Annotated in this window: 11 protein-coding genes; 3 read left to right on the top strand and 8 right to left on the bottom strand. The window is 66.9% G+C overall.

Annotated elements, in window-relative coordinates:
- Positions 1–93: 93 nt before the first annotated feature.
- The 5 genes from DID99_RS12560 to DID99_RS12580 form a co-directional block, all read right to left on the bottom strand.
- Positions 94–1,224, bottom strand: a complete 1,131-nt coding sequence (locus DID99_RS12560) for a DUF4034 domain-containing protein (protein ID WP_124666820.1) — start codon at positions 1,222–1,224, stop codon at positions 94–96.
- A 660-nt stretch (positions 1,225–1,884) separates the two neighbouring features.
- Positions 1,885–2,094: a type II toxin-antitoxin system MqsA family antitoxin gene (locus DID99_RS12565; RefSeq protein WP_124484748.1), complete on the bottom strand. Its 210-nt coding sequence runs from the start codon at positions 2,092–2,094 to the stop codon at positions 1,885–1,887.
- Positions 2,095–2,128: 34 nt separating this feature from the next.
- Positions 2,129–3,163 carry a succinylglutamate desuccinylase/aspartoacylase family protein gene (locus DID99_RS12570; protein ID WP_124519401.1) on the bottom strand — a complete coding sequence of 345 codons (1,035 nt, stop codon included), beginning with the start codon at positions 3,161–3,163 and terminating at the stop codon, positions 2,129–2,131.
- Positions 3,164–3,407: 244 nt separating this feature from the next.
- Positions 3,408–3,683: a hypothetical protein gene (locus DID99_RS12575; protein WP_124666821.1), complete on the bottom strand. Its 276-nt coding sequence runs from the start codon at positions 3,681–3,683 to the stop codon at positions 3,408–3,410.
- A gap of 273 nt (positions 3,684–3,956) precedes the next feature.
- Positions 3,957–5,525 (bottom strand): sensor domain-containing diguanylate cyclase, encoded by a 1,569-nt coding sequence (locus DID99_RS12580; protein ID WP_124666822.1) that lies wholly within the window; start codon positions 5,523–5,525, stop codon positions 3,957–3,959.
- A gap of 498 nt (positions 5,526–6,023) precedes the next feature.
- Between DID99_RS12580 and DID99_RS12585 the strand changes: the two genes are divergently transcribed.
- Genes DID99_RS12585 through DID99_RS12595 form a run of 3 tightly spaced genes read left to right on the top strand, consistent with a single transcriptional unit; the run spans position 6,024 to position 10,869 of the window.
- Positions 6,024–8,900, top strand: a complete 2,877-nt coding sequence (locus DID99_RS12585; RefSeq protein ID WP_124666823.1) for a xanthine dehydrogenase family protein molybdopterin-binding subunit — start codon at positions 6,024–6,026, stop codon at positions 8,898–8,900.
- Positions 8,897–9,613, top strand: coding sequence for a (2Fe-2S)-binding protein (locus tag DID99_RS12590; protein WP_124666824.1), 717 nt, complete (start codon positions 8,897–8,899; stop codon positions 9,611–9,613). The genes DID99_RS12585 and DID99_RS12590 overlap by 4 nt, the downstream gene beginning before the upstream one ends.
- Positions 9,610–10,869 (top strand): cytochrome c, encoded by a 1,260-nt coding sequence (locus tag DID99_RS12595; protein WP_124666825.1) that lies wholly within the window; start codon positions 9,610–9,612, stop codon positions 10,867–10,869. The genes DID99_RS12590 and DID99_RS12595 overlap by 4 nt, the downstream gene beginning before the upstream one ends.
- Positions 10,870–10,964: 95 nt before the next feature.
- Here the strand turns inward: DID99_RS12595 and DID99_RS12600 are convergent, their stop codons facing one another.
- From DID99_RS12600 to DID99_RS12610, 3 genes are all read right to left on the bottom strand, one after another.
- Positions 10,965–11,147, bottom strand: a complete 183-nt coding sequence (locus DID99_RS12600) for a hypothetical protein (protein WP_124666826.1) — start codon at positions 11,145–11,147, stop codon at positions 10,965–10,967.
- 307 nt (positions 11,148–11,454) lie between these two features.
- Positions 11,455–11,946, bottom strand: coding sequence for a peptidoglycan-associated lipoprotein Pal (gene pal / locus DID99_RS12605; RefSeq protein ID WP_124666827.1), 492 nt, complete (start codon positions 11,944–11,946; stop codon positions 11,455–11,457).
- A gap of 334 nt (positions 11,947–12,280) precedes the next feature.
- Entirely contained in the window at positions 12,281–13,540 is a 1,260-nt protein-coding gene (locus tag DID99_RS12610; RefSeq protein WP_124666828.1) for a porin, read from the bottom strand.
- Positions 13,541–14,044: the final 504 nt, after the last annotated feature.

The raw sequence follows: 14,044 nt of genomic DNA on the forward strand, positions 1-14,044 counted from the left end.
CGCGCGACTTCGCGCCGTCCGATGTTGCCGACAAATGCTCGGGATCCGGTGTCGCTCTCGGCGTGTGACTGCTTCCGCGTGAGCATCGCTTCGCTATCCCTGCAACGCCCACGCAAGATTCTTTTCGGCATCTTTATTACCTTGTTCTGCGGCGCGGCGAAACAACTTGATCGCACGCTCCTTGTCACGGGGTACTGAAATTCCGAACCAATAGAATTTGCCCAGTTCATTTTCAGAGAAATCATCGCCCAGCTCGGCGGCCTTTTCGTAGTCTTTAACCGCTCGTTCGGATTGTTTCATGCCTTGATAAATCGCCCCCCTTTTTGAAAGAGCGTAACTATTGTTCGGGTTCAGGTTGATCAGCTTCGACAAAGGTTCAATTGCTTGCTCGTACTTGTGCTCGCGGATGAGTACGTTGCTCATTTGCGTCAGCATGTCCCGGTCGTTCGGCATCAACGCGAGCGCCTGGGCGTAAGCCTTTTCTGCACCGGGATCATCACTGTCGCGGTACATGACCCAGCCTTTATCTGCAATGACCATCGCTTCGAACTCTCGTAGCGCCGTTGCCGGTACCGGGAACCGCCGACACTCGTCGACGAAGGCCGCCATGCGTTTGGGGCTCCCGCCCCATCTTGTCTGTATCGAAACGAGATAGGTGCGCCTGACCACTATGTTCCCCGGGTCCTTTTTGATGGACTGGTCGAGCAATTCGCGGCTTTCCTTGTTCGTACCAGAAAGGGCCTTCCAGATCTCGATCTCTTCCATGTATGACATGGTGGGCTTCGCAGTCAATCCAGTCGACTTCGATAGATCGCGGAGAGCCATGCTGTGATAGGCTCTCATTCCAGCGAACTGTTGCTCGCTGGTGCTCCTCGCATATGCGTTGCCGCGCCTGACCCATCCCATTGCCTCGTAGTACATTCCTCGCGCTAGCAATGCCGCATATGACTGTGGAAACCGCGCAACCCATTGGTCGAATTTTGGTTCAAGGTCGGGGTCGGCGAGGTAAAGGGCACGGAATGCCGCGACTAATTGGTCGTCGCTGATTGAGCCATGCTCAAATGCTTGCTGAAGGGCGGTCATTGCATGATCCAACTCGGCAAATCGGCCGTCTCTAAGCAGGGCGAGCCTCTGCGCTGCGTCGGGGTCCGTCGTCCCCGCGGGGCACCCGACAGCATGGAATGCGAGACATATCCAGCTACAGAGCAAGATTCTTCGAATCATTTTAGGTGCCCGTACCAGTGAATACTTCAGATCAATTGCAGTCGCAGTGACTGTGGATTTCCTGCGGTCAGTTTTACAAGTTATGTGCCATTTTCCCAAACATGTATGTTGGCGAAATCACCTACTTTCGAAGTCCGGGATCCGGGTGCGCAATTCTCGATCGAATTCAATTCGACGCCAATCGGTGGTCAAGCACAGCGCGCTGACGATGGGCCCGCCGTCGGCGCGTTTCGCCATTGAAACGTTTTTCGCGCGGGCTCGAGAGCTAGATCTCGAAATCCATGACTGAACGTCCATGCTGCGATTCGTGCCCGCGCGAATCTGGCGGATTTGTGAGCAACGGCTTCAACCGGGACCGGCTGTCGACCATTCATTTCAACGCTACCTTTCTGTCGGAACCACCCTCGAAAAACGCAAGTGGCAACTGACGTATTGGATCGACGGACGCGAAGGCGACACTTTCCTGCCTTGTCGTACTGTGGCCTTTCGTGTCAGGGGGAGGCGCATTTGCATTGGCTCGCGACTTTCCCAAGAAATGCCTGGGCTAGTTCAAACTCTGAACTTCGGTTCCAATGCAAGCGATCGACCGCTCCGGGGCGATACCGGTCATGACACGCCATCTACGCAGCGACCCTCATCCCATCGAACGACGACGTGCATCTAGTTCGCCCGCCCGTCGAATTGTGTGGCGAACCGTGTCATCGCATCACCGAGACGACTGGCATTTTCGATATCGAGCACCGCTTCGCCGCATGCCGGGCAGAAGTCGCCCGTTATACCTCGAACGACCGTGGACACACGCTGAAACGCATACGGAATATCGCGTGTGTCGCGAATCAGTTCGGCTTCACCGCAGGCGGGACATTTCATGTTCGTGATCTCCTCGACGACTCGATCACGCACGTTACCCGATGACCCGCGGCGGCGTCGACGCCTCCGCAAGCTGAAACAGGCAATCGCCGCGCTGCACCTGCGCGGGCACGCGCTTGCACACGACTTCGCCGTCGCCCTTGAAGCGGTGCAGCACCGGTTCGCGCAGCGGCGTATCGGGGAAGTGCACCCACGCGGCCGGCTGGCCGGCCTTCACCTGGTCGCCGAGTTCGACGAGCGGTTCGTACAGCCCGCGTTCGTACGCGTAGACGAAGTGGCGATCGCCGTCGACGCGCAGGAAGCGCGTGACGGTCGGCGGCGCATCGGGCACGAGTGCGCCGTGCAGCAGGCCGATGTAGCCGAGATAGTGCAGCAGCCCGTGACGGCCGAGCCGGATCAGCGACGGATCCGCCATTCCCGCACCGCCGAGTTCGGTCACGATCGAGATCGCGCCCTGCCGGCGCGCGGCCGAGGCCGAATGCACCGGGTTCGGCGCGTGCAGCAGCGCGTTCGGCAACCCGAACGCGACGAGCAGCCCGTTGAGCTTCGCCGCTTCGTCGTCGTCGAGCGGGTCGATCGCGAGCATGTTGCCGCCCTGGTACAGCAGCGAGCTGCCGCCCGAATGCAGGTCGACCAGATACTGCGCGCGCGACAGCAGCGCATGCTCGATGTAGTGGGCGATCATCTGCGTCGGCGTGCCGGTCGGGTTGCCGGGAAAGCTGCGGTTCAGGTTGCCTTCGTCGAGCGGCGACACGCGCAGGCCCGCGTCGGCCGCGGGGAAATTGGCCATCGGCAGCAGGATCAGCTGCCCGGTGACGCTCTCCGGGTCGATCTCGCGCATCAGCTGCGACACGATGATCTGGCCTTCGTATTCGTCACCGTGGTTGCCGGCCATCACGAGCGCGACCGGGCCGTCGCCGTTGCGGATCGACGCGATCGGGATCGGCAGCCAGCCGTACGCGGAGCGATGCACGGAATGCGGCAGGCGCAGATAGCCCGCATGCTTGCCTTGCGCATCGAGATCGATTTCGCAGTGGATGGGATTTCGGTGTGAGGAGGAGGCGGTCATGGCGACATCGTTCGGAGAACGGGAATCCGCCATCTTATCGGGAAACGACCGCCGCGCGGCGCGCGGTGCGGCCGATGTCTAGCGCCGTCGGGCGGCCCGTGCGCGAACGCGCGGCAAGCGCAACCGGAGCGGCCGCGCGCGATGTTGCAGCGCTGAAACGCACGCCGGTGTGCGGGCCGGCCGCCTGCGCACGCCGCGTGGCGCGCCAGCCTCTTGCCGCGACGGCGGCCGGCGCGCGAGCGCGTCAGCGGCCCGATGTTTCAGCCTCGATACGGCCTTCTTCCCACACCGTCCAGAAACGGCTGCCGGCGCGATACGGATTCGCGCGCCGCGCCGCATGGTCGGTGACGCCCTGGCGAAACGCGCCGTACAGCGTCAGCGGCGGATTGGCGACGCACGCGGCTTCACGCGCCGCGGGCATGCGGCGCTCGGAAACGAGCCGCCGGATCAGCGAGGCACCGTCGATCACGTCCAGTTGATCGATCGTTTCCGCGCGGCTGAGAACTTCGACGGTATTCATGAGTGGCCTCCCTGACATCCTGTTTCCCGGTCAAGGAGCAATAAGAGTGCCAGCCATCAAATGCCGCGCGCCGTCGCGATCGTGCGGGCTTCTGCAGCGAACGCTACGCGCGGCGCGCGCCGATGTTACGGAACACGTCACGTGACACGGGCGGCCGCGGCGGAACATCCGCGCGCACGCGTCGAACCACGCAAGGCGTTTCCGGAATGAATCGCGGGAAGCGAACGGGCAAGCCGGACAGCGCGGCGGCCGCCGGCGGGAACGAGCGCGCGCTCAGCTCGCGGTCGCGGGCGTCACGCGGCTGCTTCCGGCCGAATAGAAGCGGTAGATCCCCTTGCCGGCCGACTTCGCGTCGTACAGCGCGCTGTCGGCCTGCCGGATCAGTTCGTCGGGTGAGCCGTGCCCGTCGTCGAGCGCGATGCCGATGCTGATCCCGAAGACGACGGTCTCGCCGATCGACAGCGTGTACGGCGCCGAGATCTGCCGGATGATCCGCGCGGCGAGGACCGAGCACGCCTGCATGGTGGTTGCGTCGAGCGCGACGATGAACTCGTCGCCGCCTACCCGCGCCGCCAGTTCGCCGGGCGGCAGCGTCTTGCCGAGCCGCTCGGCGACCTGCATGAGCACTTCGTCACCGGCCTGGTGGCCGAAGCGGTCGTTGATCGCCTTGAAGCCGTCGAGGTCGAGATACATGACGGCGAGCGCGGGGCTCGGCACGTGCGGCAGGTGCGGCAGGTGCGGCCGGTGCGCGAGCATCCGTTTGAGTTGCGCATGCAACTCGTGGCGGTTCGGCAATCCCGTCAGCGCGTCGTGCCGCGCGAGGTGCCGGATATGCTGCTCGGTCTGGCGGCGCGCGGTGACGTCCTCGACGATGATCACCGCGTTGCCGTCCGGCACGCGGTGGCGCGTGAGTTCGAGCTGGCGGCCGTCGGCGAGCGCGATGTCGAGCGGCTCCGGTTCGTCATGGTTCAGCCAGAGGTCGCATTGCACGGCGAGACTGGCGCCGTCGGGATCGGTGAGCGCGTTCGCGCCGAGCGCCGCGACGACGTCGGGCAGCGGCGTGTCCAGCATGATCTCGCGCGGCGAGCCGAACAGTTGCGCGGTGCGCCGGTTCGCGACGATCACGCGGCTTTCGCCGTCGATCATGCACAGGCCGTGCGGCATGTAGGTGAGGGCGGCGTCGAAGCGCGCGACGAGCTCGGCGTTGCGCTGGCGTGCGGCGATCAGCGCGACCAGCACGCGGTAATGGCGTTCGACGACCGTACGCATGGCCGCGAGATAGATCACGAGCGGCGGCAGCAGCAGCCATGCGCCGGGCCGCTGGACCAGCAGCGCGCCGACGCCGATCGGCACGACGCCGAGCGTGACCTGCGTCATCGCGAGCCGCGGCAGCGCCGAATTGCGCGACGCGATCCCGCCGAACACGCCGCCCGCGACCATCACGGCCAGCGTGCCGAGCTCGACGTCGGGCGCATCCACGCAGCCCATCACGCCGAGGCCGAGCACGAAGCACGCGGCGAGCGACACGGGCGCATAGCGCCGGGCCCAGTATTCGGCGCGATCGTCGCCGGCGGCACGACGTACCGCATACGCACGTGCGATCGCGAGCCGCGCGGCGAGCAGGCCGACGTCGACGACGAGCCACACGAAACACCAGAGTTGTTGCAGGCGGATCAGCGCGATCGCCGCGACGAACGCGCTGGCGAAGCCGGACAGCGCCATCGGACGCACGTCCTCGAACAGCGTGACGAGCATCGACGGGCGCAGCGCGGCCGTCACGTAGTGATCGCCGCAGGGGGGCGTGGCGAGAACGGCGTTCAGGAGGCGTGCCTTGACTGCCATGGCTATTTTGACCTCGACACGATGCGGTGCACCGCCGGCCGCCCCGCCCGGCACGGGATGGCCGGCGAACCGGATGCGCACGACATTAACATGAAACATCGGCCGCGAGCGCCGTGCGGGGACGTCGGCGCGTCGTCGTCAACTTCGTTCGCGCGCATCTTGCGGATTCGCCGATGCGCAGGCAGGATCGTTGCCGACGGAACGATCTCGGGCAGCCGCGCGCGGACCGGTTTCAGCCCGCGCCGCACGCGGGCCGCCGATGGCGCACGATCGGCCGGCAGCCACCGATGCGGCCGGCGCGACACCGCGCAGTCGCACGCGTGTGCCGCCCGCGACCGCGCGCCGCAGCTCGTCCGAATCCCGTTATAAGAAATCCAATAAGCAATTCATGCGAGAAATACTATAGGCGATATATCAAAAACAATGCCAGAATGCGCGCCGCTCCGAACGCCGCGACACCCGATCGCCGTCCGAGCCGCATCAGGAGGTTCCCCCCCAATGAAAAACCACGGCCTGTCACGGCGGGGTTTTCTGAAAGCCAGCGTGCTGGCGGGCGTCGCGGTCTACGTCGCGCCCATCGGCAGCCGCGCGTTCGCGGCGCTCTTCGAAGAAAAACTCCTCACTCCCGTCAAATGGGATAGCGTCACCGGCATCCCCCAATTCCGCATCGACGGCATCGCGAAGGTCACGGGCTCGAAAGTGTTCGCCCGCGACGTGCGCGCGGCCGACATGCCGCACTGGCCGCAGCAGCAGTCGCACGCGCTGATCCTGCGCGTCACGCAGGCCGACCGCACCTACGAGGGCTTCGACCTGTCGCTGCTCGGCGACGAGCTGAAGCCGGACCGCGTGGTCACGGCCGACGATCTCGCGCGCGACGGCGTCGCGTTCCCGACGTTCTACGGCGACGACATGCTGTTGCCCGCCGGCAAGACACCCGCGTATCTCGGCCATGCGGTCGCGATCCTCATTTACCACGACTTCGCGCGCTTCCGCTTCGCGAAGAACGCGCTCAAGTTCCGCGACGACGTGATCCGCTACGGCACGGTCACGGGCCCGCTCGAGCGCGATCCGTGGGGCACGTTCCGCTACGTGCGGGTGGGCGGCGAGACGGCCTACGACGACGATGTCTATTCGAGCCTGAAGGATGCGCCGATCTTCCCGAGCATGATGCGCAAGCACCTGCCGGTCTGGCCGGACGGCAAGGAGCACGGCAAGCTCGACGAGCAGGGGATGTTTCTCGCCGGCCAGATCGCCGCGGAACTCGACCATCCGTCGGCCGACTGGCTCGTGTTCGACCGCGAGTACAACACGCAGTCGGTCGATACCGCCGCGCTCGAACCCGACAACGCGAACTGCTGGTACGACGCCGCGACGCAGTCGCTGCACCTCGTCGTGCCGACCCAGTCGCCGCTCGAAGTGTCGGAAAACGCGGCCGCGATGGTCGCGAAATGCCGCTTCCCGGTGAAGAAGCTGTTCGTGCATCCGTGCTACACGGTCGGCTACGGTTCGAAGGATCACTTCAACGTGCCGTTCTACGGGCTCGTCTGCGCGCTGTACGCGGACGGCCGCCCCGTGCGGTTCGCGAACGACCGCTACGAGCAGTTCCAGACGTCGCTGAAGCGTCACGCGTTCAGGATGCGTTACCGGATCGCGGTCGACCGCAACACGGGCCTGCTGCAGTCGTTCAAGGGCGACTTCGAGGCGAACGGCGGCGGGCGCTCGAATTTCTCGCCGTCGGTGGCGATGGTCGGCGCGACGGCCGCGCAATCGATCTACTACTTCCCGAAGAGCGACCTCGCGGCGGTCGCGATCGCGTCGCGTGCGATCGATGCCGGCTCCGCCCGCGGCTACGGCACGCTGCAGAGCATGGCCGCGACCGAGATGGCCGTCGACGAGATCGCCGCGCAACTGAACCTCGATCCGATCGAATTCCGCCTGCGCAACGCGCTGCGTTCGGGGATGAAGAACACCCAGGGCGCGATTCCCGCCGGCGCGCTGCGCGTCGACGAAGTGCTGGAACGCGCGAGGCAGCATCCGCTTTGGACGCGTCGCGCGGCGCGCAAGGCCGAATTCGAGGCCGCGAACCCGGGCAAGCGCTACGGTGTCGGCTTCGCGTGCGTGCAGAAGGACTTCGGCACGGGCGCCGAGGCATCGTTCGCGAAGGTCGAATTCGACGAGAACGGCAAGGTGTCGCTGCAACACACGGCGGCCGAGATCGGCACCGGGATGTCGACGTCGCAGGCCGTCGCGGTCGCGAAGTGGCTCGGCCGCCCGGCGACCGAGGTGCGCGTCGCGGTGACCGAATGGCCCGACCTGCCGGTCGAGACGAGCGGCGATCCGTACCTGATGTCGCAGGCCGACCAGGATCGGCTGAGCGCGAATCCGCGCTGGTCGCCGGGCTATGCGTCGCCGTCGAGCGCGACCAACTCCGCGTACTACTTCACGCACAGCACGCGCGAAGCCGCGCGCGCGGTGTTCCGCTACGGGCTGTGGCCGGCCGCGATGTCGATCTGGACGCGCGGCCTCGGCGGCGGCCAGGCCGCGCCGTACACGATCCGCATCGAGGACGCGCGCTGGGTCGACGGCAAGCTGAGCGCCGACGGCCTCGAGCCGCTGACGTTCGAGCAGCTCGCGAAGCAGGCGCATGCGCTCGGCCTGCCGACCGGCGCCGTCGTGCACGTGTTCAACCGCTGGCAATGGACCGACGCCGAGTTCGACGTGGGCGGCGCGGTCGAGCGTCTGCCGATCGACGGGCTCTCGCTGCGTGTCGGCGCGCCGAAGACGGGCGCCGACGGCCCGCTGCCCGGCACCGTCGCGCCGGCCGGCGCGACCGCGCTGCGCGGCACGCTGGCGCCGACCGCGAACGGCTATCGCGTGTTGGACCGCAAGCGCGTGTTCATCCCGCCGACGAGCCGCAACAACGCGGCCGTCACGTACTACACGGCGGTCGGCACGCTCGTCGAGCTGGCCGTGCACGAAGCGACCGGCAAGGTCGAGCTGCTCACGCATCACTCGATCATGGAGTGCGGCAACCAGATCTCGCCGCAGCTCGTGTCGGGCCAGCTGCAGGGCGGCCTCGCGATGGGTATCGGCCATGCGCTGCACGAGTACCTGCCGCTCTACGAAGACGGCCCGGGCAACGGCACGTGGAACTTCAACCGTTATCAGCTGCCGCGCGCGAGCGACGTCGCCGTGTGGTCGCAGACGGGCGACATCCTGCCGCCGCTGTCCGAGACCGATCCGCCGAAGGGTGTCGCCGAAGTGGTGATGATCCCCGTCGTCGGCGCGATCGTGAACGGCATCGCGCACGCGATCGGCCATCGTTTCACCGACTTGCCGGTGACCCCGCAAAAGATTCAGGAGGTGCTCGCATGACGACCGCCCAAACCGCCGCGTCGGCCGCGAGCGCCAGCGCGGCCGCGACCGCCGCGTCCGTGCCGAACGCGGCTTCGGCCGCGCCGGCATCCGCATCCGCTGCGGTGCCGGCTGCATCGGCTGTATCCGCCGCAGCTCCGGCCGCCGTCGAGCGTCCGCTCGTGCGCTTTCAGCTGAAGCCGCTGTCATTGAAGATCAACGGCAAGTCCGTCGGCCCGATGCAGGTGCCCGAGGGGCTGATGATGATCGAATTCCTGCACGAGTACGCGGGCCTCACCGGTTCGCGGCTCGGCTGCGGGCAGGGCATCTGCCACGCATGCGTCGTGATCGTCGACAAGCCGGACGGCACCAGCGAGGAAATGCGCACCTGCATCACCGGCGCGCACTTCTTCCACGGCCGTTCGATCCGCACGATCGAAGGCCACGCGAAGCGCAACGAAGCCGGCGAAGTGGTGGAACTGTCGCCGATCCAGCAGAAGTTCCTCGAGCACTTCAGCTTCCAGTGCGGCTACTGCACGCCGGGTTTCGTCAACGCGGCGACGGTGCTGATCGAGCGGCTGACGCGCGAGCCGGTCGCGAAGGCCGACGTCGAGCGCACGATCACCGACGCGCTGAACGCGCACCTCTGCCGCTGCACGGGTTACGTCCGCTACTACCAGGCCGTGAAGGACGTGATCCTGACGACGCCGGGACTCGTGAAGGACGCCGCATGAAACGCACATTCGCCCATCGTGCCGCGCGGGGCGCGGGCCTGCCCGCGCTCGCGGCCGCCTGCGCGCTGCTGCTCGCCGCCTGCGGCAGCCAAGACGCGCCTGCCTCGAACGCGGCTTCCGGCGCGCCCGGTGCCGACCCGGTCGCGCGTGGCCGCTATCTCGTCAAGGCCGCCGACTGCGCGGCGTGCCACACCGCGAAGGACGGCGCGCCGTTCGCCGGCGGGGCGCCGCTCGAATCGCCGTTCGGCACGTTCTACGGTTCGAACATCACGCCCGACAAGGATCACGGGATCGGCAGCTGGAGCGCGGACGACTTCTACGCCGCGCTGCACGACGGCAGGGCTCCGGGCAAGCGGCTGTATCCGTCGATGCCGTACACGTCGTACCGGCAGCTCACGCGCGCCGACAGCGACGCGATGTACGCGTACCTGAGGACCGTGAAGCCGGTCGCGCAGGAGAACCGCGCGCACGCACTCAAGTTCCCGTACAACCTGCGCTTCGGCATGGTGTTCTGGGACATGGTGTTCCTGAAGGACAGCCTGCCCGACGCGTCGCGCGGCCAGTCCGCCGACTGGCGGCGCGGCCGCTACCTGGCGGGCGCGCTCGGCCACTGCGCGGAATGCCACACGCCGCGTGCGTTCACGGGCCAGCTCGACGGCGCGAAGCCGTTCGCGGGCGCGGCGCTCGGCCGCGTGGCCGCACCGGACATCACGCCGGCCGGCCTCGCCGCGCGCGGCTGGACGGGCACCGACCTGCAGACGTTCTTCGGCGTCGGCATCGCGCCGCAAGGCTCGGCGTTCGGCGAAATGTATCCGGTCGTGCACCTGAGCACGCAGTACCTGGCGAAGGACGACCTGCGCGCGCTGTCCGTGTACCTGCTCGGCGATACGCCGCCGGCACCGCAGCCGGTGAAGCCGGTGTCGGCCGACGCCGCGCAACTCGCGGCCGGCCGCTCGGTGTATCTCGCGGTGTGCGCGGGCTGCCACGGCTTCAACGGCGAAGGCAAGCCGCACGTGGCGGTGCCGATGAACGGCAATTCGACGCTGCGTCAGGGCGACGCGCGCAACCTGCTGGTCGCGATGCTCGACGGCGTCGACGAGCAGAAGTTTGCCGGCTACGAAAACCTGCAGCCGATGCCGGGTTTCTCGCACACGCTGAGCGACGACGAACTCGCGCAGCTCGCGAACTACCTGCGTGCGACGTGGGGCGGACAGCCCGCGAGCGTCACGCCGGCCGACGTGAAGGCCATGCGTTGAGCCGTCGAGCGGCAGGGCGGGGCGTCGCGCGCAACGCAGCCGGTTCCCGGCCGTGTTCCCGCGCGATGCCTCGCCCGATTCCGGGAGGCGGTGTTTCAGTAGCCGCCGCCTCCGCCTCCGCCACCTCCGCCACCACTACCCCCTCCGTTGCCGCCCGCGCCGCCGTAGCGGCTCATGCCGGATCCTTGCGACATCCCGCCGCCCGACGACGTACATCCCGCCGACAGCACCAGCATCAGCGCCGCGACGAGCGCCGCGGCCAATCTTGCCGATTTCATTTCACTCTCCTTGGACCGCGCAGGCCGCGCGGCAGGGCGGTTCGCGTGAACCGGCGACCGCGCGATGACGAAACGTCTCCGTCAGGCGGTTTATTCCATGTTTTTTGGGTATCGGTGCGTCGCGGCATATAGCGACACGAATCGGCGCGCGGGGCGCACGCGCGTCGGGCGGCGCCGTGCTCGCGCAGCGGCGCACGCGCTCACACGAGCACGAGCACGAGCACGCAGCCGGGGCGCCCCGGCGATTCGTCGCATGACAGGTAACGGGGGACGGGGGCCGGAATGTCGCCGTCGCGGCGGCATCCGGTCAACGATAGACGAGATCGGCGCGGCGGTTCTGCGCCCACGAATCTTCGTCGTGGCCGAGCGCGACCGGCTTTTCCTTGCCGAGGCTGACCGCTTCGAGTTGCGTGGCCTGCACGCCCAGCGTTTCGAGCGCGCCCATCACGGCTTGCGACCGGCGTTGGCCGAGCGCGAGGTTGTATTCGGACGTCCCGCGTTCGTCGGTGTTGCCCTGGATCAGCACGCGGCGCGACGGATGGCTGCGTAGGTAGTCGGCGTGCGCCTGCAGCAGCGTCTGGTATTCCGGCTTCACGGAGTACTGGTCGAAATCGAAGTAGACGCTGCGCTTTGCGAGCGGGCTGTTTGGGTTGTCGAGATCGTCGGCCGCCACCGTGGCGACCGCTTCGCTCGATGGCGCCGGCGCCATCTCGGCATTCTCGGGCGTTTTCGCCGCGTGGTGGCAACCCGCCAGCAGCGCGAAGGCTGCCATGACCGCGAATCGGTTCATTTTGCTCATCGTGCGTCTCCTGCGGTTGACTGCATGGAAAGCGTGGTGGGGCGATCTGCCGCGTCACGCATGCGGCGAGACGACATGAAAGCGCCGGCTTCCGTGCGCGATGCGCTTTCGTAAGCCGGCGACGTGCCGGATGAAAGATTGTCTCGGCCGGACGCCGACGCACGGCGCCGCTGCAACAAGATTAGGAAAAATGTCACAGCGTGACCAGTTTCTCCGTCTTTTTCGCGCGAAAACGACGCAGGACGCATTCTTGCTTGCGCGAACGCGCGCAGCATGCGCCGCGCATGCGTGATGCGTCCTTCCGGTGGGGGCGTATCGCGCGTCGCCGGCGCACTCAGAACTTGTGCCGCAGCCCGAGCGCGACCACGACCTGGTTGCTGTTGGCCGAAGGCGTCATGGTCCAGACGGTCGCGTTGAACGCGGGGTTGCCGTTGCCGCCGCTCACGCTTTGATAGACGGCTTCGAGATACGCGTCCGTGCGTTTCGAGAACGCGTAGTCCGCCTGCGTGACCACCTGGTTCCATTTCGGGCGCGTCTGGCCCGTGCGCGTGTCGAAACGGCCCATCGTGTACGTGTACGCGGCGGCCACGCTGAACGCCGGCGTGACGAAGTAGCGGCCGTCGACCGTGAAGTTGTCGAACACGAGCGATTCACCCTTCAGCGGGGTGATGCCGCTGCCCTGGAGCACGCCGCTCACGCCGTCGGTGGCCGAGTGCGACCATGCGGCACCGACCGAATGCGGGCCGAACGCATAACGCCCGGCCAGGGCCCAGATCTGCTGGTTGCCGCCCGTGATCGTCGCGGAGCCGTCGAGCGTGCTCAGTGCGCCGTCCGGATTCGGCGCGTTGCGGTCGCGGCTGATCTTCAGGTAACCGGCGCCGAGCTTCAGCGGCCCGTTCGCATACCCGAGCCCCGCGCTCCATACGGCGTTGTTCGAGAACGCGCCGGCCGTGTTCGAGAATCCGAACATCGCGCCGAGCGTCAGCCCGCGATACGTCGGGCTCGTGTACTTCACCGCATGGTTGATGCGCAGGTTGCGGTTCGAGTCGTCGTTGTCGTACGGATGCACCGCGAGGTTGCCGCCCCAGCCGGGGCCCGACGCGCCGAGCGGCGTCACGAAATCGAGAATCAGGTCGTACTGGCGGCCGAACGTGAGCGTGCCGGCCGTCCGCGAGCTCAGGCCGAGCCACGCCTGACGGCCGAACAGGTCGACGCCTTTCTGCGACAGCTTGCCGGTCGTGCCCGAGAAGCCGTTCTCGAGCGTGAAGACCGCTGCCGTCCCGCCGCCGAGATCCTCGCGGCCGCGCAGCCCCCAGCGCGACGCGTTCAACGCACCGCTCGTCATTGCGACGCTGCCGCTGCCCGGCGAACCGGCGCCTTGCGTACGCTGGTTGGTCGAATAGGTGATCGACGTATCGATCAGGCCGTACAGCGTCACGCTGCTCTGTGCTCGCGCGACGCAGGGAATCAGGAAGCCGGCCGCACAGGCGGCAATCACGCTCAGCGGGAGCGCACCGGTACGACGGCCGCGGCGGGCGGCAAGCGGCGCGGCGACGCGTGCGCCGGCGGGCTTGGTTGTTTTATAGGAATGCATATGACTTTTTTCGCTGGTCTCCGGCCCGATCGCCGGTGGGTCGTATCGGCGCGCGGGCCGACGGATCGAGTGGGCATTATTGGAGAACGTGCGACCGGCGATTAAGGCGCTGCACAGGAAAGGTCCTCTGCGGGATCGCGTGGAATCGCGGCGTTTCGACGCGGGGTGTTTCGATCGAATCTGCGCGAAACGCGGCCATCGCGCATGCGGAACGATTCGGCAGGGCCGGGGCAGTTCAGCGTGAGCGTCGGCGCTGTCAGGAGCAGGCGGCGGAGCGCGGCGGGGTGGTGACGCGTCGCGAAAGGTCGTGTGTCGCCGGTCGGCGGCATCGTGTATTTCTGACCCGATGCGCGGCAGCCAGCAAAATTTTCCGCCCGAAGCGGCAAGGACCGAATGGCGGCATCGGGTTGATTGCGTTCGTAGCGCGGGTCTTCCCGCGCTGCCGCAACCGGCCCGGCGACTACGTAATGCGCGGCTTTTTCACGTGCGCCCGTTCGGCACAAT

It is taken from the genome of Burkholderia sp. Bp8986, from assembly GCF_003854225.1.
GTDB lineage: Bacteria > Pseudomonadota > Gammaproteobacteria > Burkholderiales > Burkholderiaceae > Burkholderia.

Excerpts from the sequence above, each read along its gene's own strand:
- DID99_RS12585 (WP_124666823.1), top strand. The coding sequence starts at position 6,024 with ATGAAAAACCACGGCCTGTCACGGCGGGGTTTTCTGAAAGCCAGCGTG.
- DID99_RS12610 (WP_124666828.1), bottom strand. The coding sequence starts at position 13,540 with ATGCATTCCTATAAAACAACCAAGCCCGCCGGCGCACGCGTCGCCGCG.
- DID99_RS12560 (WP_124666820.1), bottom strand. The coding sequence starts at position 1,224 with ATGATTCGAAGAATCTTGCTCTGTAGCTGGATATGTCTCGCATTCCAT.
- DID99_RS12595 (WP_124666825.1), top strand. The coding sequence starts at position 9,610 with ATGAAACGCACATTCGCCCATCGTGCCGCGCGGGGCGCGGGCCTGCCC.
- DID99_RS12590 (WP_124666824.1), top strand. The coding sequence starts at position 8,897 with ATGACGACCGCCCAAACCGCCGCGTCGGCCGCGAGCGCCAGCGCGGCC.
- DID99_RS12565 (WP_124484748.1), bottom strand. The coding sequence starts at position 2,094 with ATGAAATGTCCCGCCTGCGGTGAAGCCGAACTGATTCGCGACACACGC.
- pal (WP_124666827.1), bottom strand. The coding sequence starts at position 11,946 with ATGAGCAAAATGAACCGATTCGCGGTCATGGCAGCCTTCGCGCTGCTG.
- DID99_RS12570 (WP_124519401.1), bottom strand. The coding sequence starts at position 3,163 with ATGACCGCCTCCTCCTCACACCGAAATCCCATCCACTGCGAAATCGAT.
- DID99_RS12580 (WP_124666822.1), bottom strand. The coding sequence starts at position 5,525 with ATGGCAGTCAAGGCACGCCTCCTGAACGCCGTTCTCGCCACGCCCCCC.
- DID99_RS12575 (WP_124666821.1), bottom strand. The coding sequence starts at position 3,683 with ATGAATACCGTCGAAGTTCTCAGCCGCGCGGAAACGATCGATCAACTG.
- DID99_RS12600 (WP_124666826.1), bottom strand. The coding sequence starts at position 11,147 with ATGAAATCGGCAAGATTGGCCGCGGCGCTCGTCGCGGCGCTGATGCTG.